The organism is Micromonospora humidisoli (assembly GCF_016900955.1).
Classification (GTDB): Bacteria; Actinomycetota; Actinomycetes; order Mycobacteriales; family Micromonosporaceae; genus Micromonospora; species Micromonospora wenchangensis.
The window spans coordinates 436,403-455,868 of the sequence record NZ_JAFEUO010000004.1; the positions used below are offsets into that span (position 1 = coordinate 436,403).

The 19,466-nt window shown below is 75.1% G+C and carries 20 protein-coding genes; 13 read left to right on the forward strand and 7 right to left on the reverse strand.

Going from position 1 to position 19,466, the window contains the following annotated elements:
* Nucleotides 1-22 precede the first annotated feature (22 nt).
* Complete coding sequence (locus JQN84_RS16725) at nt 23-472, reverse strand: SAV_6107 family HEPN domain-containing protein (RefSeq protein WP_204959291.1); 450 nt, start codon at nt 470-472, stop codon at nt 23-25.
* Nucleotides 473-974: 502 nt separating this feature from the next.
* Between JQN84_RS16725 and JQN84_RS16730 the strand changes: the two genes are divergently transcribed.
* The 9 genes from JQN84_RS16730 to JQN84_RS16770 all read left to right on the forward strand — a co-directional run bounded on the left by JQN84_RS16730 (nt 975) and on the right by JQN84_RS16770 (nt 9,070).
* The gene (locus tag JQN84_RS16730) at nt 975-2,372 is read left to right on the forward strand and encodes a ferredoxin reductase family protein (protein WP_204959292.1); all 1,398 of its coding nucleotides are present in this window, start codon (nt 975-977) and stop codon (nt 2,370-2,372) included.
* A 19-nt stretch (nt 2,373-2,391) separates the two neighbouring features.
* Nucleotides 2,392-2,844 (forward strand): FMN-binding protein, encoded by a 453-nt coding sequence (locus JQN84_RS16735; RefSeq protein WP_204959293.1) that lies wholly within the window; start codon nt 2,392-2,394, stop codon nt 2,842-2,844.
* A complete protein-coding gene (locus JQN84_RS16740) occupies nt 2,841-3,665 on the forward strand; it encodes an FAD:protein FMN transferase (RefSeq protein ID WP_204959294.1) in 825 nt (274 codons plus the stop codon). The genes JQN84_RS16735 and JQN84_RS16740 overlap by 4 nt, the downstream gene beginning before the upstream one ends.
* A gap of 58 nt (nt 3,666-3,723) precedes the next feature.
* Nucleotides 3,724-4,212: a YbaK/EbsC family protein gene (locus JQN84_RS16745; RefSeq protein WP_204959295.1), complete on the forward strand. Its 489-nt coding sequence runs from the start codon at nt 3,724-3,726 to the stop codon at nt 4,210-4,212.
* Entirely contained in the window at nt 4,209-4,928 is a 720-nt protein-coding gene (locus JQN84_RS16750; protein ID WP_204959296.1) for a monooxygenase, read from the forward strand. The genes JQN84_RS16745 and JQN84_RS16750 overlap by 4 nt, the downstream gene beginning before the upstream one ends.
* Before the next feature lie 10 nt (nt 4,929-4,938).
* Complete coding sequence (locus tag JQN84_RS16755) at nt 4,939-5,508, forward strand: GNAT family N-acetyltransferase (RefSeq protein ID WP_204959297.1); 570 nt, start codon at nt 4,939-4,941, stop codon at nt 5,506-5,508.
* Nucleotides 5,505-6,356, forward strand: coding sequence for a carotenoid biosynthesis protein (locus tag JQN84_RS16760; RefSeq protein WP_204959298.1), 852 nt, complete (start codon nt 5,505-5,507; stop codon nt 6,354-6,356). The genes JQN84_RS16755 and JQN84_RS16760 overlap by 4 nt, the downstream gene beginning before the upstream one ends.
* Before the next feature lie 103 nt (nt 6,357-6,459).
* Complete coding sequence (locus JQN84_RS16765; protein WP_372445996.1) at nt 6,460-7,572, forward strand: glycosyltransferase family 2 protein; 1,113 nt, start codon at nt 6,460-6,462, stop codon at nt 7,570-7,572.
* Between the two features lie 10 nt (nt 7,573-7,582).
* Nucleotides 7,583-9,070, forward strand: coding sequence for a phytoene desaturase family protein (locus JQN84_RS16770; RefSeq protein ID WP_204959299.1), 1,488 nt, complete (start codon nt 7,583-7,585; stop codon nt 9,068-9,070).
* A gap of 36 nt (nt 9,071-9,106) precedes the next feature.
* Here the strand turns inward: JQN84_RS16770 and JQN84_RS16775 are convergent, their stop codons facing one another.
* Together JQN84_RS16775 and metF are read right to left on the reverse strand one after the other, a co-directional pair.
* Nucleotides 9,107-9,796, reverse strand: coding sequence for a CDP-alcohol phosphatidyltransferase family protein (locus JQN84_RS16775; RefSeq protein WP_204959300.1), 690 nt, complete (start codon nt 9,794-9,796; stop codon nt 9,107-9,109).
* Between the two features lie 44 nt (nt 9,797-9,840).
* Nucleotides 9,841-10,758 (reverse strand): methylenetetrahydrofolate reductase [NAD(P)H], encoded by a 918-nt coding sequence (metF, locus tag JQN84_RS16780; protein WP_088643011.1) that lies wholly within the window; start codon nt 10,756-10,758, stop codon nt 9,841-9,843.
* Nucleotides 10,759-10,995: 237 nt separating this feature from the next.
* Between metF and JQN84_RS16785 the strand changes: the two genes are divergently transcribed.
* Nucleotides 10,996-11,391, forward strand: a complete 396-nt coding sequence (locus JQN84_RS16785; protein WP_204959301.1) for a helix-turn-helix domain-containing protein — start codon at nt 10,996-10,998, stop codon at nt 11,389-11,391.
* A 53-nt stretch (nt 11,392-11,444) separates the two neighbouring features.
* Nucleotides 11,445-12,527 carry a polyprenyl synthetase family protein gene (locus JQN84_RS16790; protein ID WP_204959302.1) on the forward strand — a complete coding sequence of 361 codons (1,083 nt, stop codon included), beginning with the start codon at nt 11,445-11,447 and terminating at the stop codon, nt 12,525-12,527.
* 187 nt (nt 12,528-12,714) lie between these two features.
* Here the strand turns inward: JQN84_RS16790 and JQN84_RS16795 are convergent, their stop codons facing one another.
* On the reverse strand, nt 12,715-13,104 hold the full coding sequence (locus JQN84_RS16795) for an Rv2175c family DNA-binding protein (protein WP_204959303.1): 390 nt from the start codon (nt 13,102-13,104) through the stop codon (nt 12,715-12,717).
* Between the two features lie 144 nt (nt 13,105-13,248).
* On the opposite strand from JQN84_RS16795, the gene pknB reads away from it, so the two are divergent.
* Together pknB and JQN84_RS16805 are read left to right on the forward strand one after the other, a co-directional pair.
* Nucleotides 13,249-15,234 carry a Stk1 family PASTA domain-containing Ser/Thr kinase gene (gene pknB, locus JQN84_RS16800; protein ID WP_204959304.1) on the forward strand — a complete coding sequence of 662 codons (1,986 nt, stop codon included), beginning with the start codon at nt 13,249-13,251 and terminating at the stop codon, nt 15,232-15,234.
* On the forward strand, nt 15,231-16,091 hold the full coding sequence (locus JQN84_RS16805; protein WP_204959305.1) for a deoxyribonuclease IV: 861 nt from the start codon (nt 15,231-15,233) through the stop codon (nt 16,089-16,091). The genes pknB and JQN84_RS16805 overlap by 4 nt, the downstream gene beginning before the upstream one ends.
* Before the next feature lie 183 nt (nt 16,092-16,274).
* Here JQN84_RS16805 and JQN84_RS16810 read toward each other — a convergent pair whose 3' ends face one another.
* The 3 genes from JQN84_RS16810 to JQN84_RS16820 form a co-directional block, all read right to left on the reverse strand.
* Complete coding sequence (locus JQN84_RS16810) at nt 16,275-17,294, reverse strand: threonine aldolase family protein (protein WP_204959636.1); 1,020 nt, start codon at nt 17,292-17,294, stop codon at nt 16,275-16,277.
* A 22-nt stretch (nt 17,295-17,316) separates the two neighbouring features.
* Nucleotides 17,317-18,723, reverse strand: coding sequence for a class II 3-deoxy-7-phosphoheptulonate synthase (locus JQN84_RS16815; RefSeq protein ID WP_204959306.1), 1,407 nt, complete (start codon nt 18,721-18,723; stop codon nt 17,317-17,319).
* Nucleotides 18,724-18,790: 67 nt separating this feature from the next.
* On the reverse strand, nt 18,791-19,267 hold the full coding sequence (locus tag JQN84_RS16820; RefSeq protein WP_204959307.1) for a hypothetical protein: 477 nt from the start codon (nt 19,265-19,267) through the stop codon (nt 18,791-18,793).
* Nucleotides 19,268-19,466 lie beyond the last annotated feature (199 nt).

A 19,466-nucleotide genomic window follows, 5' to 3' on the forward strand; every position in this document is an offset into this window, starting at 1 on the left:
CGGGGACCCGGGCACGGCCGGGTCAGGCGGCGAGACCGTCGAGGGCGGGCTGGTGGGTCACTCCGAGCGCCTGCTCCACCACCGTCACGAACTGTTCGGCGGCCCGGAGCAGGTCGTCGGCCTCCCGGGCGTTCACCACCCGGGGTATGCCGGCCTCGGCGGCGGCCCGCTTGCCGGCGGTGGCGGCGAAGTAGCGGGACCACTCGTCCAGTTCGGGGGCGACCCCGGCGAGCAGCACCCAGACGCTGGTGATCCGGCGGCGGCGGGCGGGCGCGGGCCGGGCCCGGGCGGCGAGCAGGGCGGCGGCGGCGCGGAGCGCGGCCAGGTGGGCGGCGGCGTAGCGCAGCCCGTCGGGACGGGTCTGGGCGGCCTCGGCCAGCCCGTGGCGGGCCGCCGCGAGGAGTTGGGTCGGGGTGCGGTGCGGCAACACGTGCGCGGGCACCGTCGGCGCCTGGGCCGGGTTGGTCGGCATGACTGTCTCCTCCGCGTGACCGGGTCGGGCGGGACGCCAGGTGGAGAGGCTCCACCGGCGCGACGCCCGGGGCGGGTGGTGCGGAGGAAGACGCACCGCTGGGGGCCGGCCGGGTGCGGATGCTTCCCCACACCACACCCGGCCGGCGAACCGGCGGGTTCGTCGCCCGCCGCCCGGGGGTCGAGGGCGGCGGGCGACGACCTGCCTTGACGGGACCGGGCTCGCGACTGCCCGGAACCCGGTGCGGTCCGCGAAACCGCACCTGCCCGGGTCGACGCCGCGAAACACCGCCCCGGGGGCGTTGGAACGGGTGTGCGAGTGAATCGAACACTCGTTCTAACTGCCCTGACAGTACACCCTGCCCCCGACGAAAACGCAACGTCCGGCGTACGGCGTGCCAGCGACGATTCCCAGCCGGCGCACAGTGACGGCAAAGCCTGACCCGAGGTCGCCGCCGCAGGGTGGAACGCATGAGTGAAGGACCCGCCGGAACCACCCGTTGATGAGCACCACCGTCCTGGGCCGGGACACCCCGCGCCGACCGTTGCCCACCGCCCCCGGCTGGTGGGCCGACCTGGCCGGCAGCGCGGCGGTGCTCAGCCTGCTGGTCGTCGTCGCGCTCTGGACCGCCGACCGGGGAGTGCAGGAACTGCTCTCCGGGGTGGCCACCGGCCTCACCTCCGCCGGCCGGCTCACCGGCCTGCTCAGCGCCGACCTGATGCTCGTCCAGGTGGTGCTGATGGCCCGGGTGCCGCTCGTCGAACGGCGCTTCGGCCAGGACCGGATCGCCCGCTGGCACCGGCTGGCCGGCTTCACCTCGTTCCACCTGCTGCTGGCCCACGTGCTGCTGACCACCCTGGGGTACGCCGGCACGGCCCGGGAGAACCCCGTGACACAGCTCTGGTTGCTGGTCACCGGGTACCCGGGGATGCTGCTGGCCACCGCCGCGCTGGCACTGCTGGTGCTGGTGGTGGTCAGCTCCGTCCGGGCGGCCCGCCGTCGGCTGCGCTACGAGTCCTGGCACCTGCTGCACCTGTACGCGTACCTGGGGATCGGGTTGGCGCTGCCGCACCAGTTGTGGACCGGCGCGGACTTCGTCTCCTCGGCCGCCGCGCGGGCGTACTGGTGGACGGCGTACCTGGGGGCGCTGGGCAGTGTGCTGGTGTTCCGGCTCGGGCTGCCGGCGTACCGCTCGCTGCGGCACCGGGTCGAGGTGGCCGCGGTGGTCCCCGAGGCGCCCGGCGTCACCTCGGTCTGGTTGCGCGGGCGGGACCTGGACCGGCTGCCGGTCCGGGCCGGGCAGTTCTTCGGCTGGCGTTTCCTGGCCGGCCCCGGTTGGTCCCGGGCGCACCCGTACTCGCTATCCGCCCCGCCGACGGGCGACCTGATGCGGATCACCGTCAAGGACCTCGGCGACGACAGCTCCCGGGTGGCCACCCTGCGACCGGGCACCCGGGTGCTGCTGGAGGGCCCGTACGGGCGGCTGACCGGGGAACACTGGCGTGGCGGCGGGATCACCATGCTCGCCTGCGGGATCGGCGTCACCCCGCTGCTGGCCCTGCTCCGGGAGCTGCCGTACGCACCCGGGCAGGCGGTGCTGCTCTACCGCGTGCGTACCCCGCAGGAGCTGGCCTTCCGGGCGGAGCTGGAGCGGCTCGCGGTCGACCGCGGCGTGTCGGTCCACTACCTGGTCGGTCCGCGCGGCCGGCAGCCCGCCTGGCTGCCCGGCTACGCGGCCGGGCTGCCGGACGCCGAGGCGCTGCGCCGGCTCTCCCCCGACATCGCCGACCACGACGTCTACCTGTGCGGCCCGGACGGCTGGGTCGACGCCGTGCAGGCCGCGACCCGGGCCGCCGGGGTGCCTGAGCGGCACGTCCATCACGAACGCTTCGCCTGGTGACGGGCGGGAAGGGGGAACCGTGCGACGGATCACCATCTGGCTGCTCTCCACGGTGACCGCCCTGGTGCTGCTGTTCAGCTACCGGACCAGCACCATGGGCGTCGGCGGGGGGAGCAGTGCCGTCGCCGTCGACCGCGGCGGCACCACCCCCGGCTCCGGGGACCCGTCCACCGAACCGCCCACCGGCGACAGCGGCGGAAGCTACGACGGGTCGGTGGCGCAGACCCGGTGGGGGCCGGTGCAGGTCCGGATCACCGTGGCGGGCGGGCGGATCACCGACGTCACGGCACTCCAGGTGCCCGACGGCAACTTCCGGGACCAGCAGATCAACGACTACGCGGTGCCGGTCCTGCGGCAGGCGGCGCTCACCGCGCAGAGCGCCCGGATCGACACCGTGTCCGGGGCGACCGTCACCAGCGACGGTTACCGCGAATCCCTCCAGGCCGCCATCGACGCGGCGCACCTGAGATGAGCACCCCGACGGGCCGGACGGCGGAGCTGGACCGGCGGGCCTGGGTGGTGCAGGTGATGGGGCTGCCGGTGAGCGTGCACCTGCGCGGCCCGGACGTGCACGACGACGCCGTCGCCGCCCGGGTGGAGCGGTTCTTCACCTGGCTGGGCTCGATCGACGCGACGTTCAGCGCCTACCGGCCGGAGAGCGAGATCGGAGAGCTGGCCGGGCGGGAACCCGATCCGGCCACCGCGAGCCCGCTGGTGCGGGAGGTGGCGGAGCTGTGCGAGCTGGCCCGGACGCGCACCGGCGGCCGGTTCGACGCCAGGCGGCTGCCGCTGCCCACCGGCGGTGCCGGCTATGACCCGTCCGGACTGGTCAAGGGCTGGGCGGTGCAGCGGGCGGCCGGATGGCTGGCCGATCTGGCCGGGCACGACCTCTGTCTCAACGCCGGTGGGGACGTGCTGCTGCGCACCGGGGCGGACCGGCCGGCCTGGCGGGTCGGCATCGAGGACCCGGACCGCCCCGGCCACCTGCTGGACGTGCTGGACCGGCGCGACGGCGCGGTCGCCACTTCGGGCACCGCCAGGCGCGGCGCGCACATCGTGGACCCGCGTACCGGCCGACCGGCGACCGCGCTGCGGTCGGTCACCGTGGTCGGGCCGGAACTGCTCTGGGCCGACGTGTACGCCACCGCGGCGATGACCCGGGACGCCGACGACGCGCTGACCTGGCTGACCGGCCTGGCCGACCACGAGGCGCTGCTGGTGACCGCCGACGGCCGGATCCGGGCCACCGGGCACTGGCCCGGCACCCGGCCCGGGTCGCCGCCCGCCCGCTGACCCGCCACGGTGGGCGGCCGGCTGCGGGGCGTCGGGGCGTACCGGGGACAATGGCCGCATGCAGTCACACCCGAACGTGCAGGCGGTGCAGCGGGCGCTCGACGACGCGGGCGCGCGGGACGCCTCCGGCGTGGCCAGCCGGGTCCGTCTGCTGCCCGAGGCGGTGCACACCGCCGTCGCGGCGGCCGACGCGTTGGGCGTCGCCGTCGGCGCGATCGCCAACTCGCTGGTCTTCGAGGCCGACGACACGCCGCTGCTGGTGCTCACCTCCGGCGCACACCGGGTCGACACCGCCGGCCTGGCCGCCTGGCTCGGGGTGACCCACCTGCGCCGGGCCACCCCCGACTTCGTCCGCACGCACACCGGGCAGGTGATCGGCGGGGTCGCCCCGGTCGGCCACCCCGGGCCGCTGCGCACCCTGGTCGACACCGCCCTGGCCGGGCACCAGCAGGTGTGGGCCGCCGGTGGCGTACCGCAGGCGGTCTTCCCCACCACCTACCCGGAGCTGCTGCGGATCACCGGCGGCACCCCCGCCGAGGTGGCGTGAACACCACCCCGGAGCTGGTCACCCTGCACGTGTGGCGGGTGCCCCGGGCCGCCCTGGGCCGGGCGTTGGCCCGGATGGCCCGGCATCCGTGGCAGCTGCGACGCACCCCCGGCGTACGGTTCGGCAAACTGCTCGGCACCGGGACCGGCACCGGCTTCGGCCCCGGGGACGCCGACCTGACCCGGTGGGCCGCGCTGGTGGTGTGGGACTCCCCCGCCGCGGCCGCCGACTTCGACGCCTCCCCGGTGGGCCGTTCCTGGGCCCGGATCGCCCGCGCCTCGGCCCGGCTGGAGCTGCGCCCGGTGACCAGCCGGGGCGAGTGGTCGGGCCGGCGTCCGTTCGGCGAGCCGGCGGGCGGCCGGGTCGACGGGCCGGTGCTGGCGCTGACCCGGGCCCGGTTGCGTCCCCGCCGTGCGCTCACCTTCTGGCAGGCCGTCCCGCCGGTCGCCGCCGCGCTGCACGCCGCGCCGGGGCTGCTCGCCCGGTTCGGTGTCGGCGAGGCGCCGCTGGGTTGGCAGGGCACGGTCAGCGTGTGGCGCGACCCGACGGACCTCGTGGCCTTCGCGTACCGTCACCCGGAGCACCGGGCGGCGATCACCCGCACCCCCACCGAAGGGTGGTACGCGGAGGAGTTGTTCGCGCGCTTCGAGGTGCGCGCAGTGGTCGGTGACCGGTCGGTGCTGGGCTGGGTCGCCGACGGTGATCCGCAACCGTGAGAGGACGCGCATGAGGTTGGTGCGGTGGACGCCGGAGGATCTCGTCCGGCGGCTCGACGACGTGGTCGCGGTGTACGGGGAGGCGATGGGCTACCGCAGCGACCTGCTGGAGGCCCGCCGTGGTTACATCGCCACCCACGCCCGCCGGCCCGGGTTCCGCGCCGTCGCCAGCCTCACCAGCGAGGGCCACCTGGCCGGCTTCGGGTACGGCTACCTCGGCGCGGGTGGCCAGTGGTGGCACGACCAGGTCTACCGGGCGCTGCCCCCGGACGCCCGGCGGCGCTGGCTGACCCACTGTTTCGAGGTGGTCGAACTGCACGTCAGACCGCCCGCGCAGGGGCACGGCCTGGGCGCCCGGCAGCTCACCGCCCTGCTCAGCCTCGCCGAGGGCGGCACCACCCTGCTGTCCACCCCGGAGGCCGACGAGCAGGCGTCGCGGGCCTGGCGGCTGTACCGCCGGTTCGGCTTCGTCGACGTGCTGCGGCACTTCCGGTTCCCCGGTGACGAACGACCGTTCGGGGTGCTCGGCCGGGACCTGCCGCTGCCCCGACCCGACACGTCCGGCCCGGCCTCGTCGTGACCCGCCGGCACGTCCCCTGGCTGCTGCTGGCCCTGCTGGTGCTGATCCAGATCTGCTACCCGCTGACCGGCGGGGTCACCCGGGCCCGGCTCACCGTCGCCACGGTCGTGCTGGGTTACCTGCTCGCGGTGGGGCACGCGCTGCTCACCCGGGGTGCCCGTACGGCGGCGGCGCTGGTCGCGGTGGCCACCGGCGGCGGGTTCGCCATCGAGGCGCTGGGGGTGGCCACCGGCTTCCCGTTCGGCAGCTACGACTACTCGGGCGAGTTGGGGCCGAAGCTGGCCGGGGTGCCGTTGATCATCCCGCTGGCCTGGACCTGGATGGCCTGGCCCGCCTGGCTGGCCGCCGTCCGGCTGACCACGCCCACCGGTCGGGGACCCGACGCCGCGTCGGCCGGGTGGGCGGGGCACGTCGGGCGGGTGGCGTTGGCCACCGTCGGACTGGCCGGCTGGGACCTCTTCCTCGACCCCCAGATGGTGGCCGAGGGCTACTGGGTGTGGCGCGACGCCACCCCGGCGCTGCCCGGACTGCCCGGCATCCCGGTCAGCAACTACCTGGGCTGGCTGCTGTTCGCGGTGCTGCTGATGAGCGCGTTGCGCCCGTTGGCCGGGCCGGCCGTCGCGGTCACCGGCCCCCGCGACGATCCGATGTTCGCCCTCTACCTGTGGACGTACTTCTCCAGCGTGCTGGCGCACGCCGTCTTCCTCCGGCTGCCCGCCTCGGCGATCTGGGGCGCGGTGGGCATGGCGGTGGTGGCGGTACCGCTGGCGGTGACCCTGCTGCGCGCCCGCCGCCGGCCCGCCGACCGGCCGGCACCGCGACGCACCGGCGTCGACACCCCGGCATGACCGGCACCCGGACCGGCCCGCCGGCACGACGCGGGCCGACGCCGACCCTGTGGCAACCCCGGCCCGGGTCGACGGGGGCGTGGCGGTGACCGTCGTCGCGCTCGTGCTGGCCGTCGCGGTGACCGCGCTGACCGCGCACACCTGGGTCAACGCCCGGTACTTCCTGCGCCGGCCCGTCGACGGGCCGGTCGGGGTCGACGAGACGGTGGCGGTGCTGCTGCCGCTGCGCGACGAGGCCGACCGGGTCACCCCGTGCCTGCGCGCGCTGCTCGCCCAGCAGGGGGTGCCCGGCCTGCGGATCGTGGTGCTCGACGACGGTTCGACCGACGGCACCGCCGAGGTGGTCCGCTCGGTGGTCGGCGACGACCCCCGGGTCACCCTGCACACCGGGGTCACCCCGCCGCCGGGCTGGCTGGGCAAGCCGCACGCCTGCCACCAGCTCGCCGGGCACGCCGGGCCGGCCGCCACCGTGTACGCCTTCGTCGACGCCGACGTGGTGCTCACCCCGTACGCGGTCGCGGCGGCGGTGACCGAGCTGCGGGCGGCGCGGGCGACGCTGCTGTCGGCGTACCCGGGGATCATGGTGCGGACGGTGGGTGACCGGCTGGTGCAGCCGCTGTTGCAGTGGTTGTGGCTGACCTTCCTGCCGCTGCGCGCGATGGAACGCTCGCCGCGGCCGTCGCTGGCCGCCGCCGGTGGGCAGTTCCTGCTGGTGGACCGGGCCGGGTACGAGCGGGCCGGCGGGCACGCCGCCGTCGCCGACCGGGTGCTGGAGGACATCGAGCTGGCCCGGGCGGTGAAACGCGCAGGCGGGCGGATCGCGCTGGCCGACGGCTCCCGGCTGGCCACCTGCCTGATGTACGAGAGCTGGCCGCAGCTGCGCGACGGCTACACCAAGTCGCTCTGGGCCACCTTCGGCCACCCGGTGGCCGCCGCGACCGTGGTCGCCGCGCTGCTGCTGCTCTACAGCGCGCCGCCGCTGCTGGCGGTGGCGGCGCTGGTGGCGGGTTCGCCGCCGGCCGCCGGGCTGGCCCTGACCGGGTACGCGGCGGGAGTCGCCGGGCGGGTGGTGAGCGCCCGCGCCACCGGCGGCCGGGCCTGGCCCGACGCGCTGGCCCACCCCGGCTCGGTCGTGGTGCTCGGCTGGCTGACGCTGCGGTCGTACCATCTGCGGAAGCGGCGTCGCCTGTCCTGGCGGGGCCGTCCGGTCAGCTAGGAGGCACGGCATGGCGCGGATCGTGGTCATCGGCGCCGGCGTGGGCGGGCTGGCCACCGCCGCCCGGCTCGCCGTCAGCGGGCACGAGGTGACCGTCTTCGAACGGTCCGACACCGTCGGCGGCAAGCTCGGCCGGCACGTCCAGGACACCCCGGCGGGCAGCTTCCACTTCGACACCGGGCCGAGCCTGCTCACCCTGCCGCAGGTCTTCCACGAGCTGTTCGAAGCGACCGGCGCGAAACTCGACGAGTATCTCGACCTGGTCCCGCTGGACCCGATCGTGCGGCACGTCTTCCCCGGCGGCGGGCCGGCCCTCGACTCGTGCGCCGACCCCGACGAGTTCGCCGCCCGCATCGGTGCCGCCCTCGGCGACCGGGCCGCCGCGGACTGGCGGCGGCTGTGGCGGCGGGCCGCCCGGGTGTGGACCGCGTCGCACCGGGACATCCTGCGGCGTACCGTCGACTCGCCACGCGACCTGGCCGCGCTGGCCTGGCGGCTGGGTGACCTGGCCGCGATCGGGCCCGGCCGCACCCTGCGCGGGCTGGGCCGCAGCCACCTGTCCGACCCCCGGCTGCGGATGCTGCTCGACCGGTACGCCACCTACACCGGCGCGGACCCGCGCCGCGCCCCGGCCGCGCTGGTCGCCGTCCCCTACGCCGAGCTGACCTTCGGCGGCTGGTACCTGCGCGGCGGGTTGGGCACCCTGGCCGACGCGCTGCTCTCCCGCTGCCTCGACCTGGGCGTGACGGTGCGCACCGGGGAGACGGTCACCCGGATCGACGCCGCCGGCGGCCGGGTGCACGGGGTACGCCTGGCCGGGGTGCACGCGCCCGTCCCCGCCGACGTGGTCGTCGCCAACGCCGACGCGCTCACCGTCTACCGGGACCTGCTGCCGCACCCGGGCCGGCTGGCCGCGCTCACCGACCGCAGCCTCGCCGGTTTCGTGCTGCTGCTCGGGGTCCGCGGTGACTCCGGGCTGGCCCACCACAACGTCTTCTTCCCCGCCGACTACGACGCCGAGTTCGACGCCGTCTTCGGCGACCCCGGGCGTGGGGTGCGGGCCCGGCCGGCGACCGACCCGACGGTCTTCGTCACCGTGGCCGACGACCCGACCGCCCGCCCGGCCGGGCACGAGGCGTGGTTCGTGCTGGTCAACGCCGCCCGCCACGGCACCGCCCCGGACGCCGTGGACTGGCGTCGGCCGGGGCTCGCCGACGCGTACGCCGACCGGGTCCTCGACGTGCTCGCCGCGCGCGGGGTCGACGTGCGGGACCGGCTGGTGTTCCGTGAGATCCGTACCCCCGCCGACCTGGACGCCACGACGGCCGCGCCCGGCGGGTCGATCTACGGCACGGCCGGGGGGCTGCTCCGCCCGGCCAACCGGGGCCCGGTGCACGGGCTGTGGCTGGTCGGCGGCTCCACCCACCCCGGCGGCGGCCTGCCCATGGTCACCCTGTCCGCGCAGATCGTCGCCGACGAGATCGGCCCCGCCTGGTAGGCCCCCGCCCCTGCCCGACCCGTCGGGGCGGGCGGGTCAGCCGGCGTCGAGCAGGGCCCGGCGGACGGTGGACAGCAGCTGGCCCAGGCCGAAGCCGGCCAGCAGCACCCAGACGGCGGCGGCCATGGTGATCGTGCCGGCGGCCAGATCGGGGTCGATCAGCCCGGTCAGCCCGGCCAGCAGCAACCCCACCAGGGCGACACAGACCCGGGTGGGCCGCTCCCCCACGGTGACCGCGCCGATCTCCCGCATCCCGGCGGCGACCGCGCGGGCCCGCACGTACTCGTGCAGCCAGGACAGCGCGCCGGCCGCGACCACCAGCGCTCCGGGCGCTCCGACCAGCCAGAACGCGGCCAGCCAGGCGATCTCACCGAGCCGGTCGGCGACCGAGTCGTAGACGTAGCCGAGCCGGGTGGTCCGGCCGGTGGCCACCGCGACCGCCCCGTCGACGCTGTCGGCGACCGAGGCGAGCAGCACGAACAACGCGCCGACGATCGGCCCGTGGGCCGACCGGGCGCTGAACAGCGGCACGCACAGGCAGAGCAGCACCCCGCCGACGGTCACCGCGGTCGGGGTCACCCGCAGCCGACCCAGCACGTAACCGACGTGGTACGCGAAACGCAGCCAGGCACGGACCACCGGCGCGGCGACCCGGGGGTCGAAGCCGCCGTGCAACCGCGCCCACGCGGTCGCGTACTCGTCCCACTTCAGCTGTGTGCCCACCATCGGTCAACCGTCGCGGCGCGGTCGAGGTGTCGGGGCCGGCGCGTTCACACCCGGGCGTCGGCCCGCAGGCTGCGCCACACCTCCCGGGTCGCGGGAGAACGGTTGAGGGTGATGAAGTGGATGCCGGGCACCCCCTCGTCGAGCAGCCGGGCGCACATCTCGCTGGCCTGTTCGATGCCGAGCCGGCGGACCGCCTCCGGGTCGTCGGCGACCCGCTCGAACCGCGCGGCCAACGCGGGCGGGAACGGCGCGCCGGACAGCTGCACCGAGCGTTCGATGGTGCCGATCTGGGTCACCGGCATAACCCCGGCCAGGATCGGCGTGTCGCAGCCGGCCGCCGCCACCCGGTCGCGCAGCCGCAGGTAGTCGTCGGCGTCGAAGAACATCTGGGTGATGGCGAACTCCGCGCCCGCCCGGCACTTACGCACGAAGTGCGCGGTGTCGCTGGCCACGTCGGCCGAGCGGGGATGCTTGTACGGGAAGGCGGCCACCCCGACGCTGAAGTCACCGGCCTCACGGACCAGCCGGACCAGGTCCTCGGCGTAGTCGACGCCCTCCGGGTGGCGGACCCACTCGCCGCCCGGGTCACCGGGCGGGTCACCCCGCACGGCGAGCACGTTGCGTACCCCCACGCCGGCCAGCCGCCCGATCACGTTGCGCAGCTCGGCGACGGAATGGTTGACGGCGGTCAGGTGCGCCATCGGCAGCAGCGTGGTCTCGGTGGCGATCCGCTCGGTCACCGCGACCGTGGTGTCCCGGGTCGAACCGCCGGCCCCGTAGGTGATCGACACGAACGACGGGCGCAGCGGCTCCAGCTCCCGGATCGCCTGCCAGAGCAGCCGCTCCCCCTGCGCCGTCTTGGGCGGGAAGAACTCGAAGGAGAACGTCGGCTGGCGGTCGCGGATCAGCTCCCCGATCGCCGGCTGGGGATTGGGAAGGACGGAGGGAAGACCGAGCGCCACGAGACGACTCTAGCGGGCGTCGCCGCCCACCCCCACGCACTTCCCACCTGAGCATCGACGCCCACCGAAACCCGGTGACGGTCGCCCGTCGTACCCCGGGGGTAGAACGAGGGGGCGCGGGTGGCGTCGGTGGGGGCCGACGCCCGGGGTCACGCGCGGGGGTCGGCAGCACACGACAGCGGCACGTCGGCCGCCCTGCGGGGCGGGCGGGCCGCGCCGACAACCGCCGGAGGCCCGATGACCCCGTCCGACCCCCGCCCGCTCGGGCGGCTGATCACGCAGCTCCGGCTGGCCCGGGGCTGGAGCCAGCGGCGGCTCGCCGACGAACTCTGCGCCGCCGCCGGCACCGCCACCCTGACCCGGCACGAGGTGTCCCGCTGGGAACGCTCGGTGCGCGTCCCGGGCGACCGCTGGCGGCGGCAGCTCGCCGTCGTGCTCGACGCCCCGATCGGGCCGCCGGCCGCCGGACCGCCGTCGGGGGCCCGGCGGCCGGACCGCACCCGTCGGGCCGGTCCCCGGACGCCGGGCCGTCCCGGGCCGGCCGTCGGCCGGGCCCGGTGCGGGCAACGGCCGGCCCCCGCCGTCGCGGTGCCGCGCCCGCCTGTCGTACGGGGCGGGAGGCGGACCGGGTGACGCGCCGAGACGCTGGTGAGGCGGCAGCGGCGGGGACCGGCTAGCGTCGTGGCGTGACCCACGCTGCTCCCGTCTCCCCCGTCGACCGTGCCGGCCTGCGGCAGCGTGTCGACAAGGCGCTGACCGAGTTCCTGGCCGGCCGGCGTAGCTGGATGGCCGGCATCGACGACGCCCTGACGCCGATCGCCGAGACCGTCGAGGGGTTCGTGCTCGGTGGCGGCAAGCGGCTGCGGCCGGCGTTCGCCTACTGGGGATTCCGGGGCGCCGGCGGGGTGGACGCCGACCAGGTGGTGACCGCCCTGGCGGCGCTGGAGTTCTTCCAGGCCAGCGCCCTGATCCACGACGACCTGATGGACCGCTCCGACACCCGGCGTGGCGAGCCCGCCGTGCACCGGCGGTTCGCCACCCGGCACCGCGCCCACGGGTGGGGCGGCGACCCGGACGCCTTCGGCGACGCGGCGGCGATCCTGCTCGGTGACCTGTGCCTGGTCTGGTCCGACGAGCTGCTGCACTCCGCCGGGCTGGACCCGCACACGGTGGCGCGGGCCCGGCCGGTCTTCGACGAGATGCGCGGCGAGGTCACCGTCGGGCAGTACCTCGACGTGTTGACCCAGGCCACCGGGGAGGTCTCGCTGGACCGGGCGGGCAAGGTGGCCCGGTACAAGTCGGCCAAGTACACCGTCGAGCGGCCGTTGCTGCTCGGTGGCGCGCTCGCCGGCGCCTCCGCCGACGTGTGCACCGCCTACTCGGCGTACGGGTTGCCGCTCGGCGAGGCGTTCCAGCTCCGCGACGACGTGCTCGGGGTGTTCGGCGACCCGGCGCAGACCGGCAAGCCGGCCGGCGACGACCTGCGCGAGGGCAAGCGCACCTACCTGGTCGCGGCGGCGGTCCAGGCCGCCGACGAGGCCGGTCGGGAGCTGTTGCTCGGCCGGCTCGGCGATCCGCAGTTGGACGCGGACGGGGTGGCCCGGCTCCGTGAGGTGATCGCCGGCACCGGCGCGCTGGCCCGCACCGAGCAACGCATCGTCACCCTGACCGACACCGCGCTGGCCGCCCTGACCGGCGTCGACCTCGACACCGAGGCCCGGCAGGCCCTGGTGGACCTCGCCATCGCCGCCACCCGCCGCGCCGACTGACCCACCCCGCTCCCGGCCCGGCCCGGTCGCGTCGCTCGGTCGCGTCGCTTGGGCACGTCGCTGGGTCGCGTTGATCAAGAGGTTTGCGTCACGGATGTCCCCGGGGATGACCGAAACCTCTTGATCAACGCGGTTCGGCGGGCGGCCGGCGCGGTGAAGGCCGGCGGGATCAGGAGTGGGGGTGGGGTCAGAAGCCGAGGGCCTGGGCGCGGCGTTTGACCTCGCGGGCGTGGTCGCCGCCGAGGGTCACCGCGCCCGTGCCGCCGGAGAGGGTGTCGTCGGGCTCGTAGAGCCAGCGCAGGGCGGCCTCGTCGTCGTAGCCGGCATCGGCGAGCAGGGTGAGCACGCCGGGCAGGTGCTTGAGCACCGTCTTGTTGGCGACCAGGTCGGCGGGGATCCGGCGGACACCGTCACGGCGGACGGCGAGCAGCTCGCGGTCCCGGATCATCTGGTGCACCTTGCTGATCGACAGGTCGAGCCGCTCGGCGACGTCCGGGAGGGTGAGCCACGCGGCCGGGTCGCTGGGACCGGCGAGGTCGCTGCCGACGGCCTGGTCGGCGGGTACGGGTTCGGTCACCCGACCACCCTGCCACGTCGCCCGGCCACCCGTGCAGCGGCACCCCGCCGGGCCGGGGGTGAGCGCGGCGGGACCGACCGGTGCCGGCCCCGGCTGTAGCATCCTGTTCAACCTTCACCCTCAGGACACATAGACTCCCTGCCGATGGACATACAGGTCGCCGACACGTTGCTGGGCTCGCTGCTCGACGGGCGCTACCGCATTCGCGGTCGCGTGGCCCGTGGTGGCATGGCGACCGTGTACACCGCCACCGACGAGCGCCTGGAGCGTACCGTTGCGGTGAAGATCATCCACCCGTCCCAGGCCGCGCAGGCTCGGTCCCGGCTGGCGGGCTTCCCGGACCGGTTCACCGACGAGGCCAAGGCCATCGCCCGGCTGACCCACCCCAACGTGGTCGCCGTCTACGACCAGGGCACCCACCAGGGGCTGCCCTACCTGGTGATGGAGTACGTCAGGGGTCGCACCCTGCGCGAGGTGCTGGCCGAACGCCGCCGGCTCAACCCCGACGAGGCGCTGGCGATCATGGAGCAGATGCTCGCCGCGATCGCCGCCGCGCACCGGGCCGGGCTGGTCCACCGCGACGTCAAACCGGAGAACGTGCTGGTCGCCGAGGCACCCACCGGCGGGGTCGCCAACCTGGTCGACAGCGTGGTCAAGGTCGCCGACTTCGGCCTGGCCCGCGCGGTGGAGGCCAGCGCCGAGGAGGGCGACGGCAACCAGCTGATGGCGACCGTGGCGTACGTGGCGCCGGAGCTGGTCACCGACGGACGCGCCGACCCCCGTACCGACGTCTACTCGGCCGGCATCGTGCTGTTCGAGATGCTCACCGGCCGGGTGCCGTACGACGGGGACCGTCCGGTCGACGTGGCCTGGCAGCACGTCGACAAGGACGTGCCGGCCCCGTCGGTCCTGGTGCCCGGCCTGCCCCGGGTGCTCGACGAGTTGGTCGCGCGGTCGACCCGGCGGGATCCGGGCGCCCGCCCGGCCGACGCGGGTGCCCTGCTGGCCGAGGTGCAGGTGGCCCGGGACGACCTGGGCAACCCGAACGCGCACACCGCCGTGCTGGGCCGGGTGGCCGGGGAGCTGCCGGCGGTGGCCGAGCCGACGATGGTGGTCGCGGCGGTCAGCCCGGTGACCCGGCCGACCTGGGCCCGGCTGCCCGAGCCGGCCGCCCCGCAGCGCCCGCACCGGCGGCGGGCCGCCGAGGACACCGACCTGCGGTCCCGGCTGGCGGAGCTGCGTACCCGGATGATGGGCACCCCGCGCGGCCGGTTGTCGGTCGCGGCGGCCGTGGTGGTGGTCGGCCTGCTCGCCGCGATGGGCGGCTGGTGGGTGGGGGTGGGCCGGTACACGGTCGCGCCGCAGCTGGTGAACCTGAGCCGGGCCGACGCACAGGCGCAGGCGGACCGGGCAGGCTTCCAGATCGCCTTCGCCGCGCCACGCTACGACGAGAAGGTCCCCCGCGACGGGGTGATCACCCAGGACCCGGGCTCGGCTGCCAAGATCCTCAAGGGTGGCACCATCACGCTGACGCTCTCCCTGGGCCCGGAGCGGTTCCCGCTGCCGGACGTCGTCGGCAAGGAGTTCGACCTGGCCGAGGCCGACCTGACCAGCGCGAAACTGGTGGTCGCCAAGGGCACGCCCCGCTACGACGACAACCTGCCGGCCGGGGTGGTGGTGGACACCAACCCGAAGGTGGGCACCGAGGTGAAGCCGGGCACCAAGGTGACGGTCATCCTGAGCCGGGGCCGCGCCCCGATCACGGTGCCCGACCTGGTCGGCAAGAGCCTCAACGACGCCCGCAGCACCCTGTCCCGGCTCGGCCTGGAGCTGGTCGAGACGTACAAGGAATCCGACAAGCCGCGCGACGAGGTGCTCGGGCAGAGCCCGGCCGACGGCGCGGGCGTGGAGAAGGGCACCAAGGTCAAGCTGGACGTCAGCAAGGGCCCGCCGCAGGTGACCGTCCCCCGGGTGGTCGACCTGCCCTGCCAGCAGGCCAAGCAGCAGTTGGAGGGCGCGGGGTTCACGGTGAACGTCCAGTTCAACCCCAACGGCATCGTCCGGTTCCAGAACCCGGGCGAGAACTCGCAGGTGCCCCCGGGCACCCCGGTCACCCTGGGCTGCCTGTGAGCGCCCACCGGCCGGTCGGCTCGCACACCCCCACCTCGGGTGGGCTGGCCAGGGCGGCCCTGCCGTACGTGGACGCGACCGGCTCCCGGGTGGTGCAGGTCTACGTCGCCAACTCGCGGGGCTGGGCGCTGCCGCCCGGCGACCCGGCCCAGGACGCGCTGTTCGCCGAGGGCTGCGCCGCCCGGGGCGTACCGGTCTACATCCACGCGTCGCTGCTGGTGAACCTCGGTTCGCCCACGGCCGCGACGGTGGAGAAGTCGGCGCAGACGCTGGCGCACGCGCTGCGTCGGGGGCGGGCGATCGGGGCCCGGGGCGTGGTGTTCCACGCCGGCAGCGCGGTCGACGCCGGCTACGCCGAGACCGCCCTGCGGCAGGTACGCGAGTCGCTGCTGCCGCTACTCGACGAGACCACGGCCGGCGGCGGTCCGCTGCTGCTGGTGGAGCCGAGCGCCGGGGGTGGCCGGTCACTGGCCTCCCGGGTGGAGCACCTCGGCCCCTACCTGGACGCGGTCGACAGGCACCCGGGGCTGGGCGTCTGCTTCGACACCTGCCACGCCTGGGCGGCCGGGCACGACCTGGCCGTGCCGGGCGGCATGACGGCGACCCTGGACACCCTGGTCGCCACGGTCGGGGCGGACCGGCTCAAGCTGATCCACGCCAACGACTCCAAGGACCTGTGCGGCTCGACCCGGGACCGGCACGAGAACATCGGCAAGGGCAACATCGGTGAGCCGGCCTTCGCCGAGTTGATGGCCCACCCGGCGACCGCCGGCATCCCCGTCGTCGTGGAGACCCCCACCGAGAAACACGAGGGCCACGCCACCGACATAGCCACCCTGAACCGCCTCCACCCCTGACAGCCCCGTCCTCTCCCGCCGCCCGCCACCGCCGGCTCCACGCCCTCGGTGATCAAGAGGTTTGCGCGGTGATCAAGAGGTTTGCGTCAAGTTTGATCTCCACGCTGACGCAAACTTCTTGATCAACACCGGAAGCCGGGAAGGGAATGGAAGGGCGGGGCGGGGCGGCACCGGTAGCGGGGGTCAGGGAGCGAGCAGGTCGGGGAGGATCTTGGCGGCGTGGTCGATGGCGGCGTCGTCGACGTCGAGGTGGGTGACCAGACGGGCGGTGCGGGGGCCGAGCACCGACAGCAGCACCCCCTCCGCGCGGGCGGCGGTGGCCAGGGCCCGCGCGTCGAGCCGGTGCCCGGTCAGGTCCAACGGCACGATGTTCGTGCGTACCGGGCCGGCGAGCACCCCGCACGGGGCGAGCGCCTCGGCGAGCCGGGCGGCCCGGGCGTGGTCGTCGACGAGCCGGTCGAGGTGGTGGGCCAGGGCGTACCGGCCGGCGGCGGCGAGCACCCCGACCTGCCGCATCCCGCCCCCCATCCGCTTACGCAGGAACCGGGCCCGCTCGATCCGCTCGGCACTGCCCACGACCAGCGAGCCGACGGGTGCGCCGAGGCCCTTGGACAGGCAGACCGACAGGGTGTCGAACAGCGCGCCGTACTCGTGCAGCGGCACCCCGTCGGCGACGTGCGCGTGCCAGATCCGGGCCCCGTCGCAGTGCAGGGCGAGGCCGGCGGTGTCGGCGACCCGGCGTAGCTCCCGCAGGGTCGCCAGCGGGATCACCCCACCACCGCCCCGGTTGTGGGTCTGCTCCACGGCGATCGCCCGGGTCGGCACCGCGAAGTAGCCGTCCGGCCGGATCATCGCCTCCACCACGCCCGGGTCCAGGCCCGCGCCGAGGGGCGGCCAGGTCCGCGTGGAGATCGCACCGTACGCCGCCGCCGCGCCGACCTCGTACGTCACCACGTGCGCGTCGGCGTCGCAGAGCAGTTCGTCACCGGGTGGGACGACCAGTTGCAGGGCGAGCTGGTTGGCCATCGTCCCGGTCGGGGCGAAGAGCGCCGCCTCGTGCCCGAAGAGCGCGGCGACCTCGGCCTCCAGCGCGTTGACCGTCGGGTCCTCGGCGTAGACGTCGTCGCCGACCTCGGCGGCGGCCATCGCCTCCCGCATTCCGGCGGTGGGTCGGGTCACCGTGTCGGAACGCAGGTCGGCCACCGGGCCGACGCCCGTCGTCGGGTCAGCCACGGAGCATCTCCGCCACCAGGAAGGCCAGCTCCAGCGACTGCTGGGTGTTCAGCCGGGGGTCACACGCCGTCTCGTACCGGCCGGGCAGGTCGAGGTCTTCGATGCCCTGGGCCCCGCCGAGGCACTCGGTGACGTCCTCGCCGGTCAGCTCGACGTGGATGCCGCCCGGGTGGGTGTCCAGCCCCCGGTGCACCTCGAAGTAGCCGAGGACCTCGTCGACGATCCGGTCGAAATGCCGGGTCTTGTAGCCGTTGGAGGACTCGTGGGTGTTGCCGTGCATCGGGTCGCACTGCCACACCACCTTCGCCCCGGCGGCGGTGACCTTGGCCACGATCGGCGGCAACGCGTCGCGGACCTTGTGGTTGCCCATCCGGCTGATCAGGGTCAGCCGGCCGGGGATGTTGTCCGGGTTGAGCTTCTCGCACAGCTCGATCGCCTCGTCCGGGCTGGTGGTCGGGCCGAGTTTCACGCCGATCGGGTTGGCGATGCGGGAGATGAAGTCGATGTGCGCGCCGTCGAGCTGCCGGGTCCGCTCGCCGACCCACAGGAAGTGCCCGGACAACCCATATGCCCGACGGTCGGAGACCCGGGTCAGCGCCCGGTCGTACTCCAGGGCCAGCGCCTCGTGGGAGCAGTAGAGGGTGACGGTACGCAGCGCCTCGTCCTCGGTCATCCCGCAGGCCCGGATGAACGCGATGGCCCGGTCGATCTCCCGGGCGATCGCCTCGTAGCGCTCCCCCGCCGGGGAGTTCTTGACGAAGCCCTTGTTCCAGTCGTGCACCGCGTGCAGGTCGGCCAGTCCGCCGGCCAGGTAGGCGCGCAGCATGTTCATCGCGGCGGCCGAGTTCGCGTACGCCCGGATCATGCGCTGCGGGTCGGCGACCCGGGCGGCCGGGTCGGCCTCCAGCGCGTTGATCATGTCGCCGCGGTACGCGGGCAGCCCCCGGGCGTCGGTCGGCAGCGACCGGGGCTTGGTGTACTGGCCGGCGACCCGGGCCACCTTCACCACCGGCAGCGACGCGCCGTAGGTGAGCACGATCGCCATCTGGAGCAGGGTGCGGGCGTTGGCCAGCAGGTGGCTCTCGGTGTTGTCGGCGAAGGTCTCGGCGCAGTCGCCGCCCTGGAGCAGGAACGCCTTGCCCTCGCAGACCAGGGCCAGCTTGCGGCGGAGCTGGTCGACCTCGTAGGGGGCGACCACCGACGGCACGGTGTCGAGCACCTTGCACACCTCGGCGACCTGGGCCGGGTCGGACCACGGCGGGATCTGCTCACGGGGCAGGTCACGCCACCTGTCGAGACCGAGGGCGGCGTCCTCCGCCGAGTCGACGGTGGGGCGGCTGGTCTGCAGCCCGGGGCTGCTCACGGCGGGGTAGCTCAGCTGATGCCACTCATGGCGCATGGCAGAAAGCGTACGGCGACGGTCCGGACGTCGCGGCCCCGAGGGGCGGGGTTCCGGCAGTTGGGAGTCACGGGGTCGGCGACGGCGCGGGACTGTGCCCGCCGGGTTCCTCGCCCGCGATGCACCAGTCCGCGCCGTCCCGGGTGACGGTGAACAGCAGCCGCCTGGTGACCTTCGTCGATCCCACCGAAACGGTCACCGTGGTGCTGACCTCCTGCCCCCGGGCACCGGTGCGGATGTCGGTGACGGTCGCCCCGGGCACCTCGAAATGGTCGGCGAAATCACCGTTCGGCCCGGTCGCGGCGGCGTCGAACCCCGCCTGCATCGTCGCGCAGAGCTGGTTGCGGCCGGCGGCCGGGTCCTTGGCGGTCATCGCGTCGAGGTACGCCTGGACCCGCTCGCGGGCCTTGGCCGACGCCTCCTCGGCGGGCACCCTGGTGGGCCCGCCGTCGGCCTCGCCGTCGCCGCTCTGGCCGCAGCCGAGCAGGGCGAACGGCAGCAGGGCCAGCGGTACGACGCCGGCGGTGCGGAGCCTGCGACCCATGCGTCCTCCCCGGGTGCGGATGTCGACGGTGCGGATGTCGACCGGATGCCGAGCGGCGAGTCTGCCACACCGCACCCGTCAGGTGGCAACCCGTCACGGCCGCGCCGCGCCGCCCGGCCGGCGTTTCGTCGGGGCCCGCCACAGCCGTGCGGGGAGGGACCGGTGGCCGGTCCCTCCCCGCGCGGGTGGTGCGTCGGAC